Origin of the sequence: Micromonospora sp. NBC_00421 (assembly GCF_036017915.1) — a bacterium.
Taxonomy (GTDB): domain Bacteria; phylum Actinomycetota; class Actinomycetes; order Mycobacteriales; family Micromonosporaceae; genus Micromonospora.
Window position 1 is genome coordinate 4,601,948 of record NZ_CP107929.1, and the last position, 19,214, is coordinate 4,621,161.

15 protein-coding genes are annotated in these 19,214 nt (G+C 69.8%); 2 read left to right on the forward strand and 13 right to left on the reverse strand.

Annotated elements, in window-relative coordinates; all coding sequences use genetic code 11:
- Positions 1 to 12 precede the first annotated feature (12 nt).
- The 10 genes from OHQ87_RS19235 to OHQ87_RS19280 all read right to left on the reverse strand — a co-directional run bounded on the left by OHQ87_RS19235 (position 13) and on the right by OHQ87_RS19280 (position 9,114).
- Positions 13 to 1,188: a cysteine protease StiP family protein gene (locus OHQ87_RS19235; RefSeq protein WP_328339726.1), complete on the reverse strand. Its 1,176-nt coding sequence runs from the start codon at positions 1,186 to 1,188 to the stop codon at positions 13 to 15.
- The gene (locus OHQ87_RS19240; RefSeq protein ID WP_328339728.1) at positions 1,092 to 2,612 is read right to left on the reverse strand and encodes a phosphoribosyltransferase family protein; all 1,521 of its coding nucleotides are present in this window, start codon (positions 2,610 to 2,612) and stop codon (positions 1,092 to 1,094) included. The genes OHQ87_RS19235 and OHQ87_RS19240 overlap by 97 nt, the downstream gene beginning before the upstream one ends.
- Positions 2,613 to 2,659: 47 nt before the next feature.
- Positions 2,660 to 3,298 (reverse strand): hypothetical protein, encoded by a 639-nt coding sequence (locus tag OHQ87_RS19245; protein ID WP_328339730.1) that lies wholly within the window; start codon positions 3,296 to 3,298, stop codon positions 2,660 to 2,662.
- 242 nt (positions 3,299 to 3,540) lie between these two features.
- The gene (locus OHQ87_RS19250; RefSeq protein WP_328339732.1) at positions 3,541 to 4,104 is read right to left on the reverse strand and encodes a TerD family protein; all 564 of its coding nucleotides are present in this window, start codon (positions 4,102 to 4,104) and stop codon (positions 3,541 to 3,543) included.
- Positions 4,104 to 4,487, reverse strand: coding sequence for a hypothetical protein (locus tag OHQ87_RS19255; protein WP_328339734.1), 384 nt, complete (start codon positions 4,485 to 4,487; stop codon positions 4,104 to 4,106). The genes OHQ87_RS19250 and OHQ87_RS19255 overlap by 1 nt, the downstream gene beginning before the upstream one ends.
- 115 nt (positions 4,488 to 4,602) lie before the next feature.
- Positions 4,603 to 5,841 (reverse strand): toxic anion resistance protein, encoded by a 1,239-nt coding sequence (locus OHQ87_RS19260; RefSeq protein WP_328339736.1) that lies wholly within the window; start codon positions 5,839 to 5,841, stop codon positions 4,603 to 4,605.
- Between the two features lie 53 nt (positions 5,842 to 5,894).
- Positions 5,895 to 6,470 carry a TerD family protein gene (locus tag OHQ87_RS19265; protein ID WP_328339738.1) on the reverse strand — a complete coding sequence of 192 codons (576 nt, stop codon included), beginning with the start codon at positions 6,468 to 6,470 and terminating at the stop codon, positions 5,895 to 5,897.
- 58 nt (positions 6,471 to 6,528) lie between these two features.
- On the reverse strand, positions 6,529 to 7,203 hold the full coding sequence (locus OHQ87_RS19270) for a TerD family protein (RefSeq protein WP_328339740.1): 675 nt from the start codon (positions 7,201 to 7,203) through the stop codon (positions 6,529 to 6,531).
- Positions 7,204 to 7,251: 48 nt separating this feature from the next.
- Positions 7,252 to 8,391 carry a DUF475 domain-containing protein gene (locus OHQ87_RS19275; RefSeq protein WP_328339742.1) on the reverse strand — a complete coding sequence of 380 codons (1,140 nt, stop codon included), beginning with the start codon at positions 8,389 to 8,391 and terminating at the stop codon, positions 7,252 to 7,254.
- A 144-nt stretch (positions 8,392 to 8,535) separates the two neighbouring features.
- Entirely contained in the window at positions 8,536 to 9,114 is a 579-nt protein-coding gene (locus OHQ87_RS19280; RefSeq protein WP_328339744.1) for a TerD family protein, read from the reverse strand.
- A 1,084-nt stretch (positions 9,115 to 10,198) separates the two neighbouring features.
- Here OHQ87_RS19280 and OHQ87_RS19285 point away from each other — a divergent pair.
- Positions 10,199 to 10,585, forward strand: a complete 387-nt coding sequence (locus OHQ87_RS19285) for a hypothetical protein (RefSeq protein ID WP_328339747.1) — start codon at positions 10,199 to 10,201, stop codon at positions 10,583 to 10,585.
- Positions 10,586 to 10,722: 137 nt separating this feature from the next.
- Here OHQ87_RS19285 and OHQ87_RS19290 read toward each other — a convergent pair whose 3' ends face one another.
- Both OHQ87_RS19290 and OHQ87_RS19295 read right to left on the reverse strand, forming a co-directional pair.
- The gene (locus tag OHQ87_RS19290; RefSeq protein WP_328339748.1) at positions 10,723 to 14,457 is read right to left on the reverse strand and encodes a glycoside hydrolase family 2 TIM barrel-domain containing protein; all 3,735 of its coding nucleotides are present in this window, start codon (positions 14,455 to 14,457) and stop codon (positions 10,723 to 10,725) included.
- An 846-nt stretch (positions 14,458 to 15,303) separates the two neighbouring features.
- Positions 15,304 to 15,678: a hypothetical protein gene (locus OHQ87_RS19295; protein ID WP_328339750.1), complete on the reverse strand. Its 375-nt coding sequence runs from the start codon at positions 15,676 to 15,678 to the stop codon at positions 15,304 to 15,306.
- Between the two features lie 118 nt (positions 15,679 to 15,796).
- On the opposite strand from OHQ87_RS19295, the gene OHQ87_RS19300 reads away from it, so the two are divergent.
- The gene (locus tag OHQ87_RS19300; protein WP_328339752.1) at positions 15,797 to 18,859 is read left to right on the forward strand and encodes a DUF3427 domain-containing protein; all 3,063 of its coding nucleotides are present in this window, start codon (positions 15,797 to 15,799) and stop codon (positions 18,857 to 18,859) included.
- A 20-nt stretch (positions 18,860 to 18,879) separates the two neighbouring features.
- Here OHQ87_RS19300 and OHQ87_RS19305 read toward each other — a convergent pair whose 3' ends face one another.
- On the reverse strand, positions 18,880 to 19,179 hold the full coding sequence (locus OHQ87_RS19305; RefSeq protein ID WP_328339754.1) for a helix-turn-helix domain-containing protein: 300 nt from the start codon (positions 19,177 to 19,179) through the stop codon (positions 18,880 to 18,882).
- Positions 19,180 to 19,214: the final 35 nt, after the last annotated feature.

Genomic DNA, 19,214 nt, shown 5'->3' on the forward strand with positions numbered 1-19,214 from the left:
GCCCCCGCCGCGTCACGCGCGGCGCACGCCGTGGACCGCCGTCCGGGGCCGGATCAGGCCCACGCAGCGGAACGGGAGCCGGTCGACCAGTTCGACCGGAACACCACGTCGTTCGGCCAGCAACCGGATGTGCGGCAGCTCGGTGGTCGCGTCGACCCGCAGCAGGATCTTCCACGGCATCCGACGCAGCAACGCACGGGTGGTCTCCCCGACGCCGGGTTTGACGAGGTCGACGTCACCGATGCCGTAGGCACGGCTGATCTCCTCGGCCGCCCGCCAGCCGGCCCAGGTTTCCGACAGCTCGGCCGGGCATCCGGCCGCCCGGTCACGCCGGACCGCGTCGACCACCTCCGGGAACGCGGCGGTGACGGTGTCGACGAATACGGCGGAGACGTCCGCACCAGCCAGCTGCGGGTAGAACTTCGCGCCGTGGAACTGGCCGGGCGCGATCAGATCGTCGCGGAGAACCGTCCGCGAGACGAGACCCGACACGGTGGAGTTGAGGCAGGCCGACGGCACCAGGCAGTCGTCTCTCGTGCCGTGGAACCGGGTGCAGCCGCCGGGGTCGGCGAGGACGGCCAACTCGGCGGAGAAGCCACCGCCGCCGGACAGGCCGAGCTGGAGGTTGGCGACGGCGACGGCGTCGACCAGTTCGCGGGCGATGGCACCCTTACCGGTCCACCCGTCGACGAACATGACGGCCGACGCCGGGTGGTGCGCCGCGAGGTACTCCAACGCCACCAGGTCGATCCCCCGACCCCGGATGATGCTGCACGAGTAGTGCGGCACCTCCAACTGGTGGGCGTACCTGGCCCACCGGCGCAGCAACACCCCGACGGGGGTGCCCGCCCGCGCCAGGGACGCCAGCACGACACCGCTACCGCGGGCCGCCAACACCCGTTCCGTGAGAATGCCGACGACGTACGCGAGTCTGGTCGCGGACGCGGCGAGCTCGGTGTGGAAGAGCCGCTGGTAGGCGGCCCCCGGCTGGTACTCCACCGGCAGGGATTCGGCGTAGTGCGCCCGGCCGGACTGCACGGCCTCCTCACGCTCCTCCGCCGACGCCTCCAGTGCCACGTCGGACAGGTCGGTCAACAACCAGCCGACCTCGCTGCGGTCGTACGAGCCGAAGCCGGGGCCGCGCAGCGGTGTGGCGGGAACAGGACGGGTGGGGGTACGGACGGACACGACACGGTCTCCGGTGCGGGTGGAAGGGACGGCAACGTCAGCAGGTGGACCTGGTCGCAGACGCCGCCGAGCTGGTCGAGCAGCCCGCCCGGGGCGTGCAGCGCGGGGGTGTCGCCGACGCTGTCCACGACGACCAGGACATCGGTGAACCCGTGCCCCGGCTTCGGGTCGGGGGGCAGGTTGTAGGCGTACCGGAGTCCGGGCCCGTCGGCCGGATCGTCATGACTGGGAAAGGTGATCCTGCTCCGGATGGCGTAGCCGGGGTCGTCAACGGCGAGCGCCGGTGACCGGGCGGTGGCCAGGAACCGGACCACGGCGACCCCGGCCAGGAGCATCCGGAGCTGGTTGGCGATGAGCAGCGGGGCGTACATCAGCTCCTCGGACCCGAGGACCAGGACACGGTCCCCGGTGAACCGGGCGACCAGCTGTGCCGCGACCCGTTCGGCGGCGGTGTGCAGGGCGGTCCGGTCGTGCCGGTCGAATCCGTGGCGTGCACCTTCCCGGGCACCGTGCCATCCGAGGAGTGGCAGGCGTCGCGGCGGGGTGCCGCCGGCGGGCGCACCGGTCGGCGCTGCGGAAGGCTCGTGATCCGTCACGAGTCGTCGACCGGTGGACAGGACGTCGGTGGGTAGCCGCAGCCGGCCCCGGGCCAGGGCGACCACGGTGAGGTCGACGCCCATCCGCCTCGCGACCGACGCCATCCGGGCCCGGTCGGCGGGCTCCCGGAGGTCGACCAACGTGGCGATCACGTACCGGGACCGGGGGGTACGCCGGTGGAGGGCCGCGACGGTGTTCAGGACGGTCTGCCCGGTGGACAGTTCGTCGTCGACGAGCACCAGTGGTCCGCCCCGGGACAACAGTTCTTCGTCGTCGGGCAGCAGGAGGTGCCGGGTGGCGTGGCTGTGTTCCTCCTCGAACTCGGCGAAGCGCCGCGCTGCGGGCGGACTCCGGCGGGTGGAGTGCAGATAGTCCGCACCCCACGCGTCGGAGACCGCGTGACCGAGTGCGGTGGCCGTCTCCGCGTAACCGAGGACTGTCGTCGACGAGGCCAGGTCGGGACGCGCCACCCGGTGGGCTTCACCATGCGTCGCGCAGAGCTGGATCAGCGCGTCGGCGGAGCCGGATGAGCCGGCGAGGGCCGCGCGGAGGAGCGTGGCGCCGGCCCGGGCGATGCCGGTGTCGCGTCCGGTGACCCGGTCCACGGTCACCGCCCCGAGCAGGCGACCCACTCCGTAGACCAGCGCCGGGTCCGCCGGCACGTACTTGCCGAGCACGGCCGAGACGAGCAGGTGGACACGTCTGGTGTTGTGTCGCAACGCGAGGCCCACCAGATCCGTCAACGCCAGCGGGATTGCGGTGGATTCGGTGGTGATCCGCGCGCCCAGCCGCTCGGCCACCCACCGACCGGTCCAGACGTCACTCACGCAATCCCGCTCCCCGGTTCCGCTTCTTCCGACCGCCGCACCGCTCATCACCGAACCGACGGCTGTTGATTGGTGGTGGTACGCCCGTCGATCCAGGTGATGCGGTCGAACCCGTACGCCAGGCAGGCGTCGCGGACCTGGCCGTCGATCGTCTCCATCTCGTTGCGCAGGACGAACTCGCCGCCGACGCGGTACAGCGACAGGACCACGCGGACCCCACGCGACGGCTCCGCGTCGAGCGGCAGCTCGATCCGGGCCCCACCGAAGGTCGACACGACGAGCACGCCGCCCCAGCACAGCTCGATGTCCCGTTCCGAGAACGCGTAGACGATCAGACGGTCGATGTCGCGGCACCGCCGCAGGTCGAGGCTGAGTTGTTCGTCGCGACCCGCCCCCTTGACGATCACCGGGACGGCGGGGTTCCCCGCCACCAGGGCCTGGTCGCCGGCGTTCTGCACCGTCGACGACTGGCCGGTCCGGAGCTGGTAGGCGCAGCCGAGGCGGAGGTCACCCACCCCGTCGGGGCGGAGCATGCCGATGACCAGTGCCCCGATGCCCGACTGCAGCCTGGTCAGGGTCACCGTGGGCGTGGCGGCGTCGAGCACGGTGGTGCCCGTCCGGGTCCGTACGACGTCCCGGGTCGCACCGGGGTGCAGCGGCGGGGGCACCACCGCCTTCGCTGCCACCGCCGGGGCTGCCGCCGCTGGAGACGACAGGTCCAGCGAGGTCGACCGGGACGGGGCCGGCGCAGCCGTTGCGGACGTCGACCCGGCTGCGCCCCGCCGTTGGGGGCGTGGACCGCGCGAGGCCAGGAAGTCGGCTACCGCGCGCTGGCCGGGGTCGGTGCTGGACACTGCGGCCGACCGGACCCGACGCCTCAGGAACGGCAGGTCGTCGCGCTGGGGAGCGGACCCGGGGTCGGGGATGCTCACAGGGTGACCCCGTAGTCGGCGGCGATGCCCGCGATACCGGAGCCGTAGCCCTGGCCGATCACCTTGAACTTCCAGCCGCCGTCGTGCCGGTAGATCTCCGCCAGCACGGCCGCGGTCTCCCGGTCCAGGATCGGGACCAGGTCCTCCGACCGGACGAGTTCCCGGTCGTCGGCGAGGTTCAGCACCCGTACCACGCAGTGCCGCAGTTGACCCAGGGTGCGCCGGTGCACGGAACCGTCGTTGAGATACAGCACGACGACGATGCGCCGGATGTCCTCCGGTACGGCGGTGAGGTCGATCTCGATCTGCTCGTCGTCGGTGCCGAGGGCCTCCGTCAGCTGCCGGACGGACAGGTCCGGGGAGCTCAGCTGGTTGAAGAACACGAAATGCTCGTCGGAGAGCGCCCGGTGCGCGGCATCGCAGAGGATCGTCGCGGTCACCAGACTCCGGGCCAGGGCGGTCTCCGCGCCCGCGCCCCACGAGACGCCGACCACGACGCCGGTCAGATCGGGCACCTCCCGGGTGAGGGCCACGTTCGCCCCCCGCCTCATCACCGCCATCAGAGGTCCAGGTCCGATCGGGAGAACTTGGCCCGCAGGAATTCGCCCTGCGCGGTCAGGGCGTTGGCATCGTCGCGCCACACCGCGGCACGCACCTCCCGGGCCGAGTCGAGCAGTACGTCGAGCTGCTCCCGCAGGGACTCCACCGCGGTGACGCCGGTTGCCTGCGGCACGTCGAGCTGGCTCGGATCGAGGGCCAGGAAGCCCCGCATACTGGTGGGAAGATAGTCGTCGATCATTCCCTGCACCGAGATCGCGGCGAAGGTGTCGATCGGTCGGCTCTCCCCGCGCGCGATCACCTCCCCGAGGATGTCGGTGATCCGCCGGGCGGTCACCACCACGTCACCGGGGAGGCGACCCGCGCTGCGGTTGACCAGACGCACGACCTCACCCAGCCGGTCACGCATCTCCCCGTCGGGCGTCGGCCCGCCCGGTGACACGCCGGGCCGCGCTCTACGAAACCACGCCATGACAGTCCCAACAGGTCGTCGTTGCAGGTCAGGACCCGACAGATCCGGCGGTGCCACGCTCGTCCCGGCGGGTACGTTCCAGGTAGGGCTTCGCCCGTTCGAGCTGCCCCTCCAGCACCCGCACTGTCTGCGCCATGCTGTCCACCGCCTGACCGCGGAACGTGTCCAGGGCGTCCATCGTCTGGAAGACGTTGTCGAACGCCGCCTGGAGCCGGCCGAGGTCGAGCGTCGCGTCGGCCGCCTGCTGGCTGATCTGGGCACCCTGGGTACGCAGCTGCGCAGAGGTCGACTCGATCAGCGTGGAGGTGACCGTGTTCAAGGCCGTCACCTGGTCGAGCACCAGCTTCTGCCGGGCCAGCGCCTGGGCCACGATGACCGCCGTCCGCAGAGCGGTGACTGTCGTCGTCCGGGCCCGGTCGACGCCCTTGATGAGCTCGATGTTGTTCTTGCGGACCAGGTCCAGCGCCAGGTAGCCCTGGACGGCGACCGCCAACTGGGTCATGATGTCCTGCCGCCGCTGCCGGACCGGGAACAGCACGTCGGCACGCAGCGTCTGCGCGTCCTCGGTCCTCCCGGCGGCCTCGCACTCCGCAACTTTCGCCTCGACGGCGGCGTCGAGGGCGGCCGCGAGCTCCTGGTATTCGCCGAGCCGGCCCATCGCGGTCCACATGCCGGCCTTCTCCGTGTCGATGCCGGCGTTGTCCTTGCGCAGTTCGTCCTGGCCCGACTCAAGTGCCCTGATGATGGCGTTGAGGTGGCCCTGTGCCGACTGGAACCGGTCGAAGTAGCGGCGGAGCCGGTCCCCACCGGGCAGGAATCGCAGGACCTTGCGCGCCCCGCCGAGATCTGCCCGACCCGGGTCCAGTTCGGCGACGGTGGAGCGGAGGTCGGCCAGGGTGTTCGCGACCCGGGTCTGCGCGTCGTCACCACCGGCTCCCCGGGCCGACCGCAGCGCGGCGGCCGGACGTTCGAGCATGCGGTTCGACACGCCGGCCGATGCCCTCATCTCCCGTTCGCCCATCGACGTGATCGCGCCGACCTTCTCGCCGAACTCGGGTGACCGCATGTCCAGCGCGGTCAACTCCGCGACGAACGACTCCGCCTTTCCGCGCAGTTCCCGCTGTTTCGCGCTGTCGACGGGCACGGCGCCGGCGGCCTGCTCCCGCTCCACCACGACGACGGGTACGGGCGGGGTGAGCACCAACCCCGCGCCGGGACCACCCTGCGGGGACGGCGCAGCGGGGGCACCGAGATCGAGTTCGGACACGGAAGCAGCTCCTTGCCTGGTGTCGGCCCGGTTCGAGCCGTCGGAGGGACCGGTCACAGGTGTGCGGTGACCGCCGGAAGAAGATCACGGAACGTACGACCGGAGGCGGCGGCACCGATCGCCGCCATCGACCACCCCTGCCCGTCGCGGACCACCTTGGCCATGATCTGGGCGGTGTGCCGACCGGAGCCGGTCAGGTCGTACCGGGCCACCTCCCGGCCGGTCGTCTCGTCGACCAACCGGCAGAACGCGTTCTCGATCTGGGAGAAGTCCTGGCCGGTGAACGAGTTGACGGTGAATACCAGCGCACTGACCTGCGCGGGAACGCGGGACAGGTCCACCCGGATCGACTCGTCGTCACCCTCGCCGTCGCCGGTGAGGTTGTCTCCGGTGTGCTGGATCGAGCCGTCGCGGCTGCGCAGCTGCCGGAACCACACCTGGTCCACCAGGGCACCGTTGACGTCGAACAGCAGGCAGGACGCATCGAGGTCGATCGTCTGCCGCCGCGTGCCGAACAGGCCCCGCTTCGGTGCGGCGTCCCACCCCAGACCCATCAGGACCCGGGTCAGCGTCTCACCACCGGCCTTGACCAGGGATACCCGCTGGCCCTTGGACAAACTTACCGCCATGATCGTCCTCCGTGCTTCGTCGTGTTCACAGCCAGCTCTCTGTGGTTCCTGCGGGAGTTCACTTGCGCGCCGAGGTCCACGTCATGTTCCAGCCGTACGCGCGGTCCAGACTCTGCTGGCCACCGTCGATGTAACGCCCCTCGCGGCGGACCGACAGGTCACCACCGACCGACTCGATCATCGCGATGGCGCAGATCCGTGCCCCGGGCCGTGACTCGTCCAGACGCACCTCGACCTGCGGCCCGCTGACCGGGAACAGGGTCACCACGCCGTCGGCGGCAGCCCAGTTCGGCACCCCCTCGTAGATCAGCGCGAAGACCAGGATGCGGCGGATCCGCGCCGCGTGGCGCAGGTCGATGAAGAGGTTCTCCCCACCGGACTGGTTACCCGACCGGTCGTCGCCGTCCAGCCAGATCACCGGCTCCCCGAAGCCGGGAAGCCCTGCCTGGAAGGTGTTGCCAAGCGCCTGGACGACCCCCTTGGACCCGTCGACGAACTCGTACAGGCAACCGAGGTCCAGGTCGATGGAGGAGGCGGCGCGCCGGCCGAACATGCCGCCGCGCGTCGGGCCGGTGTTCCAGTTCAGGTTGACGCGCAGGACGCCGGTGGTGGCCCCCTGTTTGGTCAGCGAGACCGCAGGGGCCGCCTTGGTCAGGGTCACCTTGGACAGGGACACCGGCCCCGGCGGGGGCGTGGCGGGCCCCTTGGGCCGCCTGGTGTAGTCGATAGGCATGGACACTGCTCCCTCTCGGGGGTGGGTGTGGCTGCTGGTGGGCGAGCGTCAGACCGGGGTGAGCTCGCGCGCCTCGACGTCCCCCGTGGCGGCGTTACGGCGGTTGCGCACGATCGAGGAGACCAGGGCCGCCGAGATGAGACCCACGCCGATCAGGCCGGTGACGACCTCGGGGATCTCCACCCTGATCGTGAAGAGCAGCAGGACCGCCAGCGCGCCGATGGCCCACTGGGCACCGTGCTCCAGAAAGACGTACTCGCTCAGGGTGCCCTGACGTACCAGGTAGACGGTCAGCGACCGGACGAAGAGCGCGCCGCTGCCCAGGCCGATGGCCATCACGATCGGGTCGGAGGTGATGGCGAAGGCGCCGATGACGCCGTCGAAGCTGAACGACGCGTCGAGCAGTTCCAGGTAGAGGAAGGAGAAGAACGCGGCCTTGCCGGTCTTGACGGCGAGCTGGCTGGCACCGCTCCGGTTGGTGACCCGCCCGATCCGCTCCGCGCCACCGTGGATGCCGGGGAGGCTCTGCACCTCGTCCGCGTCCTCGTCGGCCTCGAACAGCTCGCCGAGCCCGTTGACCAACAGGTAGGTGACCATGCCCAGGATGCCGGAGACCAGCACCGTGGCGGTCTTGCCCGCCGGGGCGAGGGTGTACCCGGCCACCGCGACGGTGATCATGGCGACCACGACCGACAGTTGGTCGAGCTTCCCGATCCGCGCCAGGGGTCGTTCCAGCCACGACAGCCAGGTGATCTCACGGTCCTCGAAGACGAAGTCGAGGAACAGCATCAGCAGGAAGACCCCGCCGAACGCGGCGATCGCCGGGTGGGCGTCACGCATCAGGTGCCCGTAGGTCCCGGGGACGTCCGGGTCGCCCTTCTCCAGGGCGAGGGTGACCGCCTCGACGGGGGACAACTGGGCGGTGATGCCGACCACGGCCAGCGGGAACAGCAGCCGCATGCCGAAGACCGCGATCGCGACACCGAGCGTCAGGAAGAGCCGTTGCCAGAACGGGCTCATCCGTTGCAGCACTGTCGCGTTGACGACGGCGTTGTCGAACGACAGGGAGAGTTCCAGGACCACCAGGATCGCGGCGATGGCCAGGCCGCCAGGCCCGGCGTACAGCAGGGCCGCCGTGAGGGCGACGGCGGTGAGGGCGATCGAACCCCCGAAGGTTCTCAGCAGCACGTCTCTTCCTTCTGTCGGACCGGGGTGGGTGGCCGGGCCGGGATGGGTGGCCGGGCGGACCGGCGGGGAGGGAGCGGGCGACCCCGGCTCGGCGGGGCTCGGCCTCCTGGCCGGCGGGCCACCCACCCCAGGTCGGTACGGTCGTCAGCCGATGTTGACGCCGAAGTCGCGAGCGATCCCGGCCAGGCCCGACACGTAGCCCTGGCCGACCGCCCGGAACTTCCAGTCGGCGCCGTGCCGGTAGAGCTCGCCGAAGATCATCGCGGTCTCGGTGGACGCGTCCTCGGTCAGGTCGTACCGGGTCAGCTCGGCACCGCCGGCCTCGTTGACCACACGGATGTAGGCGTTGCGCACCTGCCCGAAGGACTGGCCGCGGGACTCCGCCTCGTAGATCGACACGGTGACCACGATCCGGTCCACCTCCGCCGGCACGCCGGCCAGGTTCACCTTGATCGACTCGTCGTCGCCGTCCCCGTCGCCGGTCAGGTTGTCGCCGGTGTGTTCCACCGAGCCGTCCGGGCTGACCAGGTTGTTGAAGAACACGAAGTGCGCGTCGGAAAGGATCTTGCCCGAGCTGTCGAGCAGCAGCGCGCTCGCGTCCAGGTCGAAGGCCGCACCGCTGGTCGTCCGTGCGTCCCAACCCAGTCCCACCACCACCGCGGTCAGGCCCGGCGCCTGCTTGGTGAGGGAGACGTTGCCGCCCTTGCTGAGGCTGACACCCATGCTGATCCTCCTACTGATGTTCGTCGTCGTACATCCGTGGCCGATGCGGTATCGGCCCCCGGCCGTTCAATCCGCCCGTCGTCGCCGATTCGGCGCACGGACCGGCAACGATCACCACTCGGGCGAGTGGCGTCGTCGATTATGGGAAATTGGATTCCAGGATCTCCGTCAAGGCATGTCCGCCGTCAGTCGGAAAACGATCAGTCTGCCGAACCGAAGTGCGAAGACTGCCAGTTCGACGCGACCCCCACCCCTGATCCCCGTTCGACTCCTACCTACGTCAGGACTTCGATGAAGCCATCTCCGCTCCCCTGGAACCACCCTCGGAGAGGTCCGACCCGTTACCCCACGAAGGGTACGACCGGCCCGCAAGCCGGGGCAGACACTGCACCTCTACGTGATGCATGGATCTGCGGAGTCCACTGTGCAGTAATCGCTGGAAAGACGTCGCCCCACCTGAAACAACAGACACGGACGCCTGCCACCCGACGAAGATAGAGACCCGTTGAGGGTTCGGCAAATCGCCGTGCGGCCGTCGACCGCACCTCGATCCGGATTCGATGAACCGATCGTCAATCCACCGCACCCGACGAGGAGCCTCGGACACTACCCGAAGGCCGCCCGACAAAGGGGGCGGCACTATTCGGCCTTTCGGTCGGCACGCACTCGACCCGCTCCGCCAATCGCCACCCGGGCCGGCGACGAAACGGCCAGCCGCCCAGCCAGACGGACCAGTCCTCCCTGATCAGGGCAGACCGGCGGATGGCCGGCCCGGCGGACCCTTCTCGTCGCTCAGCGGACGTCCGTCCCCTGACCAGACGACGCTGTCATGCACCCGACAGCCCTGTCACGCCCGGAAGACGAGCGGTTCCGCACCCGACTCCCGGCGACCTACAGAAAGCACCACGACCGTCACACCGGCCCAGGCCCCTGTCGAAGATCCGACATGGACGACCGCCCAATCGGGAGAAACCTCTCATCCGATTACCGAGGGCCAGCACCTGCAATCGCCCAGGCTGTCCCGATCAGTCGCATGCTGGCCATGGTGGCCGCTCCGCCATCCCTCGCTACACATAGGACTGACGTGGGCATCCTCAAGGAGATGCAGCGGGCGCATGCGCGACAGGTGCGCGCCCAGAAGCAGGCTCAAGCCGCCGCACATCGGCATCACCAGCAGCTCCGCCGAGATGCCGAACGCGCGCTGAACGCCGCGCAGCGTACCGCCGTCGCGAACGAGCGCGAACGAAAGCGACTGTACGTCGAAGCGCGCCTGGCTGAGGTCGCCGCCGACAACTGCGACCGATCGCGCCTGGTCAGACGAGTTCTCCCGCTGCTCGGATTCATCGGAGCGCTCCTGCTCGTCGCCTCCTTCACCGCCGTGCTGTTCGACGTCTGGGGACGAACCTCCGCGCAGTCGAGGCTCGCGCACTTCCGATCGCACTGTGGGAGCTCTCACCGGGCGTGTGGCTGATCGCCAAGGGCTTCAAGCCCTCACCTGACGACGCGGGTTGAGCGATTGTTCGGAACAGGATGGCGGGTCGACGGGGACCGATCTGGCGCAGGTACCGAGGTACCTGCGCCAGATCGGTCCGCATCCGGACTACCGGCTCACACGCGCTGGAGGGCGAAGCGCTGGTTGGCACCGCCGCCCGGGGTCCATTGCGAGATGCGGGCACCGTCGGCGGTCGACGCGCTGAACACGTCCATCGCCAGGCCGCTCTGGCGGTTGACCAGGCTCACCGTGCCGCCGCCCTGGTCCACCACGCGCCACTGCTGGCTCGCGGCGTTGGAATCGGGTTGCTGGCTGATGTCGGCGCCGGTGCTCGAACTCGCGACCTGCAACACCAGGCCGCTGTGCCGCGCCCGAATCCGGTAGTAGCCGCTACCCGAGTCGACGAAGTCGAACTGCTGGTTGAGCCCGCTGGACACCGACCACTGGATCAGCAGCGCGCCGGCCGCGGTGGACGCGCCGTTGATGTCCACGGCCTTGCCGCTGTGCTGGGCCACCAGCCGGTAGTACACGCCGGTCTGCGGACCGCTGCCGCTGCCCGCCGTCTCCACCGGTCGCCGGGACAGCGCCAGGGCCTGGCCGACGTCCGGCAGGGGCCGCAGCCGGTAGGTGTAGGAGTAGTCCCGGTTGGCGAACAGCTTGTACTGGTCCAGGGTCTGCGCGCCCCAGCTGTCGTTGCCGCCGACACCCATCTGGCGGTGGTTGAGCCGCAGCACGACCTCCGACCGCCGCGTCAACTGGTAGTCGTGCCGGGCACCGGTCGACAGGTCCTCCGGGGTGTAGTGCGACGCGTTCACCTCCAGCAGCGGTTCGCCGAACGCGAGCAGGCCACGGCCGCTGCCGTTGACCAGTGCTACCCACCGCACGTCGGTCTTGTTGCCGTTCTCCTGCGGCCGGATGTAACCGGTCCACTGCCCCGAGACGGTCGAGGAGTACACACCGACGTCGGACCCGCTGTTGCGGTCCCAGTGGTTCTCCTCCGGCCCGCGGCCGTAGTAGCGCACCTGCTCCAGGTCGGCGGGCAGGAACAGGATCGTGCCCACCTCCGGGATGTACGGCAGGCTGGTCGCCCCGGGGTGCAGGGTGTTGTCCACCTTGATCTCCCCGTTGCCGTACACCGTGTACGTCGTGGTGTACGTCGACGTGGTGCTGGTCGGCAGGGTGCCGGTGACCGCGATCCGGACGGCGCGGTCCGACGGCTTGCTGACGGAGAACCCGGTTACCCTCCGGTCCAGGCCGGCCCGCCGCCAGGTGCCGTTGCGGCTGGGCTGGCCGTTGCCCCGGTCGTTGTCCGTGGGCCCGCGCCAGAAGTTCGGCACCGGGCCGGAGTTGACCAGCCGCACACCCATCGCGTCGAACGAGCTGATCGTGCCGGTCGCCTTGGCGAAGACGACGGTGAAGTCCGTGCCCGCGACGGTGACGCGGTCACTGGCCTCGGTGACCGTCAACGCCGGCACGTCCGCCACCGGCGTCGGCACGATGGGCGGGCTGGAGAAGTTCACCGGGAGCTGTTGCCGCGCCACCTCGTACCCCGCATCGGCCCAGGCCGTGGCAGTCGTAAGGGTGAACGACAGTTCGAGGAAGTGCTCCTCCCCCGGTGCCGGGGCGGTCGGCCGCTGCACGGGCAGCTGCACGGTCTTGCTCGTCAACGGCGCGATGTCGAGCTGCGCGGTGGTGAGCGTTCCGCTTTGGACGACCTTGCCGTCGGCGACCAGCGCCCACCGGCCGGTGAACTCGTTGACGTTGGTGAACAGGTTCTCGTTGGTGATCTTGACGACCCCGCTGGTGACGTCCGCGCCCGCCGAGACGGTGATCGCCTGGTAGACCCGCTTGACCTCGGCCGCCTTGCCGGCCGGCCGCCGGTCCGCGTTGACGATGCCGTTGGCACAGAAGTTGCCGTCGTTGGGGTTGTCGCCCCAGTCGCCGCCGTACGCGAGGTAGGTCCCGCCGCCCGACGGAATCGGCCGGCGCAGGCTCTGGTCGACGAAGTCCCAGATGTACCCGCCTTGCAGGACCGGATAGCGCCGGATGATGTCCCAGTACTCCTTGAAGTTGCCGTTGGAGTTGCCCATCGCGTGCGAGTACTCGATCATCACGTACGGGCGGGTGTCGGAGGTGTCCCTGGCGCGGCCCTCGACCGCGGACGGGCTCTCGTACATCCGGGACCGGATGTCACTGACCTCGCGCCGGTTGTCGCCCTCGTACTGGATGATCCGGGTCGGGTCGGCCGAGCGGATCGCGTTGCGCATCGCCACGAAGTTGCTGCCGCCGCCCGCCTCGTTGCCGAGCGACCAGATGACGACCGACGGGTGGTTCTTGTCGCGGTGCACCATCTGGACGGCCCGGTCCACGACGGCCGCGGTCCAGGCGGAGTTGGAGTCGGGGTAGTTGTCCCGCACGCCGTGGGTCTCCAGGTTGGCCTCGTCCATGACGTAGATGCCGTACTCGTCGGCGAGGTCGTACCACACCGCGTTGTTGGGGTAGTGCGAGGTCCGGACGGCGTTGATGTTGAGCCGCTTCATCAGCTTGATGTCGGCGACCATGTCCTCGCGGGTCAACGCCTGCCCACGGTCGGGGTTCGTCTCGTGCCGGTTGGTACCGCGCAACGACACAGGCTGACCGTTGATCCGCATCAGGCCGCCCGAGAGCGTGAACTCGCGGAAGCCGACCCGTGCCGACGCGGTCTGGGTGACCGCGCCGGACGGGTCGCGCAGTTGCAGCACCGCGGTGTAGAGGTTCGGGTGCTCGGCCGACCAGAGCTTCGGGCCCTGGACGGCCTGGGAGCCCTGCGCCGTCGCGTCCTGCCCGACCGGCACCGCGCCCACGTTCACCGGTACCCGCAGGGGCGACGGCCAGACGGCCTGCCGGTTGGCGTCGTAGAGCTGGACCTCCACCGAGTACGTCCCTGACTGCTGCGCGCCGCGGTTGCGCACCGCGACCTTCACCGCCAGGTCGGCGTTGGTGTAGTTGTCCCGCAGCGGGGTGGTGAGCGTGAAGTCGCGCAGGTGCACCGCGGGCACCGAGTACAGGAAGACCGGCCGGAAGATCCCGGACAGCCGGATCATGTCCTGGTCCTCCATCCAGTCCCCGTCCGGGAACCGGTAGACCTCGACCGCGACCAGGTTGGAGCCGGCCCGGACGTAGTCGGTGACGTCGAACTCGGCCGGCGTGTACGAGCCCTCGCGGTACCCGACCTTGGTTCCGTTGACCCACAGGTAGAACCCGGACTTGACGCCCTCGAAGTGCAGGTGTACCCGCCGCCCCTGCCAGGCGGCCGGGAGGTCGAACCGCCGGCGGTACTGGCCGACCGGGTTGAACCGCGTCGGCGCGAACGGCGGCTGGGGGTTCTCGTTCTGCCCGTTGGCGCCCGACCAGGGGTAGGTGAAGTTGGTGTAGATCGGGAAGTCATAGCCGTGCTGCTGCCAGTTGGCGGGCACCGGGATGGTCGGCCAGGCGGTGTCGTCGACGTCGGTGCGGTAGAAGTTCAGGTCACGGTCGGCGGGCTTGGCGACGTGCTTGAAGCGCCACGTCCCGGTGAGGTCGAGCCGGTACGGCGACGTGGTGCGGTCGGCGTCCAGCGCCTGCTGGAGGTCGGCGTACGGCATGGAGGTCGCGTGCGGCAGCTCCGAGTTGACCTCGAAGATCCCGATGTTGTTGTTCCACTCGGGGTAACCGTTGGGCGGGTCCACCCACGCGGCCGCGACTTCGGGTGCCGCGCCGGACGCGCCCGACGCGATCCCGCCCGGCAGGGCCACGGCCCCCAGAGCGGCGAGCCCCCCGCCGAGAACCGTGCGCCGGCGGACGGATCGTCCTTGGTCCTGCGGGTCGTTCATCATCGTCTCCCATGAGTGCGTGGAACTGTGGTGGCGGCGTCAGGTCCCCACGCCTCCGCTGCCGGTTCAGTCCGGGCTGTGCGTCGACATCGCCCAACGCGGGCACCCCCGGCGGCACCGGGATCGTCGGTGCGGGGTGGGCGCGAGGTGGCCGACCGCGCGACATCTGGCTGGGGCGCGGCTCTTCAACGGTCGGGAGCCGGCACCGCACACCGGATCGCCTCCCTCGTCGCAGGCCACGGCTGAGTCCCGTAACGGGACCAACCCAGTGCCAGCAGTGTGGCACAGTCGCGGTCGAGCCGGCCAGACTGGATCGCACTTTCTTCACCGACGCAAACGCACCTGCCGAATGAGCAGACTCATCGACGGGAGCCATCGTCCAGACTTGTGGATTAGGAATCTCCGATCATACAACGGCAGTGATGGTGATGGATTCGCCCGCCCGCCGCCGGCGGGACCGACCCGGTCGCTGGCGTGGGGGTCATCCGAGTTGACTACGGTGAGCACGGAGGTACCGTCCCGACCCTCGTTGGCGCGCGGGCCTTGCCGGTAACCTCCATCGGCCATCGGAAGGCACGTCCCCCCAAGGTCATCCACAGGTTTCAAGCATTGCTCGCGGTTGGGACGTCAGCAGGCGGGTCAGTCCGGAAAGCGAGCGGGTGCTGCCGGAGATCCCCGTTCGGCGGTGGCTGCTCGCCGACAGGGCGCAGTAAAGCTGCCCCTGTCGTCGGGGATTCCTGAGGGTTGGCCCACCGCAATTTCCATGCCGCATCGAGCAGGGCAAATGCGAATGTCGCCGGGGTTGAGGGCGGCCTCGGGATGGTGCTGGCAGAATCGCCGGTGTACTCACGTTTCGTAGGCGAGCGCCCACTGGAGGTGGAAGTCCGCGACGTCGCGCATCCACTGCCGGTCCGGGAAGTCCCCCTCGGCGATCCGAAGTGGGCCGCCGACCAAGTCCAGGTGCATGACGTACTGGTAGTACTTGACACGCTGCGGGTCGAGATTCGGGTTGCGGAGCGCCTCGTAGTGCGGGCCGAAGCGCATCCGCATCCAGCAGTGCTCGACTTCGACGTCGGTGTACATCAGACCCTCGATGTCGATGATGACCAGCTCCCCGTCCGGCCCGACGAGCGTGTGTTCAGCGCAGAGTTCGCCGTGGACCACGCCGTGCTCCGCGCGGGGTTCGAGGGCGGCGTGCAGAGTGCGGAGTTGTTCCGGCATCGGCAAGGTTCCGCTCTGCCGTCATTTCCGGTCCTCTCCTGGAACGCCTGCGTCGACCCTCCGCCAGTGGTACCGGCATGACCGCGCATCGCGCGTGGCCGCGCTAACCTCCACCGTCATGGACGGGCTTGCGGCGGGCACCTACGAGCATCTGATCACCCACCAGTTCGCCACCCGGCTCCGCCACCTCGACCCGGCCCACGTCCAGCAGCACCCCCTGGACGCCGCCGACTCCCACCACCCCCTCACCCGGCACCTCGCCGCCCTGATCAGCCGTGCCCTGCAAGCCGTCCCGAACGGCGATGACAAGCTCCGTCACCAGATCGACCTGACCAACCGGATCGCCGAGGCCATCGCCACCCTCAGCCCCGCCGCGACCGACCAGCACGACCAGATCGCCGACGCCCGCAACCTGCTGCACGCCATCGCCGCCCCACCCACACCCCCGGCGCAGCCGACCTTCCCCCAGCGCCCCACCACCCCGCTCTCCACCGGCGCGCTGCTGGTCAACGGCAGGCACCAGCCCCGCATCGGCCACGTGGTCACTCACGAGATGGCGTCGGCGCAGCGCGTCGATCTGCTCTGCGCGTTCATCAAGTGGCACGGCCTGCGCATCGTCGAACCCGCCATCCGTGAGCTGATCCAGCGCGGCGGCAAGCTACGCGTCATCACCACCACCTACCTGGGCGCGACCGACCAACGCGCCCTCGACCGGCTCGCCGAACTCGGGGCCGACGTCAAGGTCTCCTACGAGACGCGTACCACCCGGCTGCACGCCAAGGCCTGGCTGTTCCGCCGCCATAACGGCCTGACCACCGCATACGTCGGGTCGAGCAACCTGTCGAAGGCGGCGCTGGTCGACGGGGTGGAGTGGAACGTCCGGATCTCGAACGTCGAGCAGCCGCACGTCATCGACACGTTCACCGCCACCTTCGAGGACTACTGGAACGATCCGGCGTTCGAGACGTACGACGCCGGGCGGGACGCCGAGCGGCTGCGCCGCGCCCTCAGTGGGGAACGGCGCGAGGACTCGCCGACGCAGATCGCCAACCTGGACGTGCGGCCGTACCCGTACCAGGCGGAGATCCTGGCGGACCTGGACGCGGAGCGGCAGGTGCACGGCCGGCACCGCAACCTGGTGGTGATGGCGACCGGCACCGGCAAGACGGTCGTCGCCGCCCTGGACTACCGGCGGCTGCACCGCGCCGGGCAGGTCGACTCGCTGCTGTTCGTCGCGCATCAGGAGCAGATCCTGCGGCAGAGCCTGTCGACGTTCCGGCAGGTCATGGGGGACGGCAGCTTCGGCGAGACGCTGGTGGGCGGCCAGGTGCCGACGAGCTGGACGCACGTCTTCGCCTCCATCCAGTCGCTGCACCGGCGGGAGATCGACCCGCAGGCGTACGACATGGTGATCGTCGACGAGTTCCACCACGCGGAAGCGCCGACGTACGCCCGGTTGTTGGAACGGCTCGCGCCGCGCGTACTGCTGGGGCTTACGGCGACGCCCGACCGGGCCGACGGCGGCGACGTGCGGCGGTGGTTCGACGGACGCGCGGCCGTGGAGCTGCACCTGTGGGAGGCGTTGGAGCGGCAACTGCTCGCACCGTTCCAGTATTTCGGGGTACACGACGACACTGATCTGTCGCACCTGCGGTGGCGGCGCGGCCAGGGCTACGACCTGGCGGACCTCGACGGCGTCTACACCGGTGACGACGCGCGGGCACGGATCATCCTCCGGGCCGTGCGGGACACCGTGGACGCCGGTCGGATGCGGGCGCTCGGGTTCTGCGTGGGCATCGGGCACGCCGAGTTCATGGCCGACTGGTTCACCCGGCACGGCGTACCGTCGGCGGCGGTGACCTCGCGGGCCGACCGCGCGGCCCGCGACGGGCTGCTGCGGGAGTTCAAGGCCGGGAAGCTGCGGGTGCTGTTCACGGTCGACCTGTTCAACGAGGGTGTCGACCTGCCGATGGTCGACACGATCCTGATGCTGCGGCCCACCGAGAGCGCCACGATCTTCCTCCAGCAGCTCGGCCGTGGGCTGCGCCTCGACGACGACAAGCCGTGCCTGACCGTGCTCGACTTCATCGGCGCGCAGCACGCCAACTTCCGGTTCGATCTGCGCTGGCGGGCGCTGACCGGGGTCAGCCGCCGGGCCGTCAGAGCCGCCGTCGAGCAGGATTTTCCGTCGCTGCCCAGCGGCTGCCACGTGCAGCTCGACCGGGTCGCCAAGGAGATCGTGCTCGACAACCTGCGCACGGCCCTGCCCACGTCCAAGAAGGGTCTGGTGGCCGAGCTGCGGCAGCTCGGTGACGTCAGCCTCGCCGAGTTCCTGCGGGAGACCGGGCTTGAGGTGGCCGACGTCTACCGGTCGGCGTCGGTCGGCGGGTGGGCCGGGCTGCGGCGGCTCGCCGGCCTGGACACCTCCGCACCCGGCCCGGCCGACCGGGAGTTGGGCCGTGCGATCGGCCGGATGCTGCACCTGGACGACATCGACCGGCTCGACCTGCTGGCCCGGGTCGCCGCCGGTGACCCACCACCGGACGGGCGGCTATGGAACATGTTGCACTTCGACCTGTGGGGGCCGCAGGTGCCGCTATCCGCCCAGGAGGAACGACTCAAGCGGCTGTGGGCGGAGCCGGCACGCTGCGCCGAACTGCGTCAGCTCGCCGAGGTGCTGCGCGACGGCATCCACCGGGTCACCACGCCGGTCGGCGTGCTGCGCGTGCACGCCCGGTACAGCCGCAACGAGGCGTGCGCTGCCTTTGGCATGCCCAACCCCGGGTCGCTGCGGGAAGGCGTGAAGTGGCTGCCAGCCGAGCAGGCGGACCTGTTCTTCGTCACGGTGGTCAAGTCGGAACAGCACTACTCCCCCACCACCATGTACGCCGACCGGGCCATCACCGACCGACTGTTCCAGTGGGAGTCGCAGAGCACCACCTCGGCGGGGTCGGCGACCGGCCAGCGCTACGTCCACCACGCGGCGCGGGGTTCGACGGTGCACCTGTTCATCCGGGAGACCCGGGTGCCGGACCGGGATCTCGGCGCACCGGCCTACCTGTACGCCGGCCCGATGACCTACCAGAAGCACAGCGGGGAACGGCCGATGCGGATCGTGTGGGAGCTGGCGACCCCGCTACCCGCCGACCTGTACGCGGCAGCCCGCACCATCGCCGCCTGACCGGGTCGATGCCGAGCCATTCAGGCGGCGTCGGCGTTCGGGGTGAACCTGACATCCAGCCGCATGTCCAGGGCACGGGCCAGCCGTTCCAGGACAGGCAGCGTGGGGACCGTCCCACCAGCCTCGAAACGCGCTACAGCCGACTGCGTCATCCCGGCGGCGCGGGCCAACTGGCTCTGGCTCCAACCACCGGCCTCCCGCAGATGCCGCACCTCCTGACCCAACTCGAACGCGATCTGGGTCGCCTCGTACGCCTCGGCGACGCCAGGCTCGGCCATCCGGCGGTCACGTAGATCGTTCCAGTCGATGCGGTCACTCATCGTTCCACCCATAGCATTGATGCTATGACCTGAGG

What these genes read in the sequence shown, in the direction of transcription:
- OHQ87_RS19300 (WP_328339752.1), top strand. Translation starts at nt 15,797, where the DNA reads ATGGACGGGCTTGCGGCGGGCACCTACGAGCATCTGATCACCCACCAG.
- OHQ87_RS19305 (WP_328339754.1), bottom strand. Translation starts at nt 19,179, where the DNA reads ATGAGTGACCGCATCGACTGGAACGATCTACGTGACCGCCGGATGGCC.
- OHQ87_RS19290 (WP_328339748.1), bottom strand. Translation starts at nt 14,457, where the DNA reads ATGAACGACCCGCAGGACCAAGGACGATCCGTCCGCCGGCGCACGGTT.
- OHQ87_RS19295 (WP_328339750.1), bottom strand. Translation starts at nt 15,678, where the DNA reads ATGCCGGAACAACTCCGCACTCTGCACGCCGCCCTCGAACCCCGCGCG.
- OHQ87_RS19280 (WP_328339744.1), bottom strand. Translation starts at nt 9,114, where the DNA reads ATGGGTGTCAGCCTCAGCAAGGGCGGCAACGTCTCCCTCACCAAGCAG.
- OHQ87_RS19270 (WP_328339740.1), bottom strand. Translation starts at nt 7,203, where the DNA reads ATGCCTATCGACTACACCAGGCGGCCCAAGGGGCCCGCCACGCCCCCG.
- OHQ87_RS19265 (WP_328339738.1), bottom strand. Translation starts at nt 6,470, where the DNA reads ATGGCGGTAAGTTTGTCCAAGGGCCAGCGGGTATCCCTGGTCAAGGCC.
- OHQ87_RS19250 (WP_328339732.1), bottom strand. Translation starts at nt 4,104, where the DNA reads ATGGCGGTGATGAGGCGGGGGGCGAACGTGGCCCTCACCCGGGAGGTG.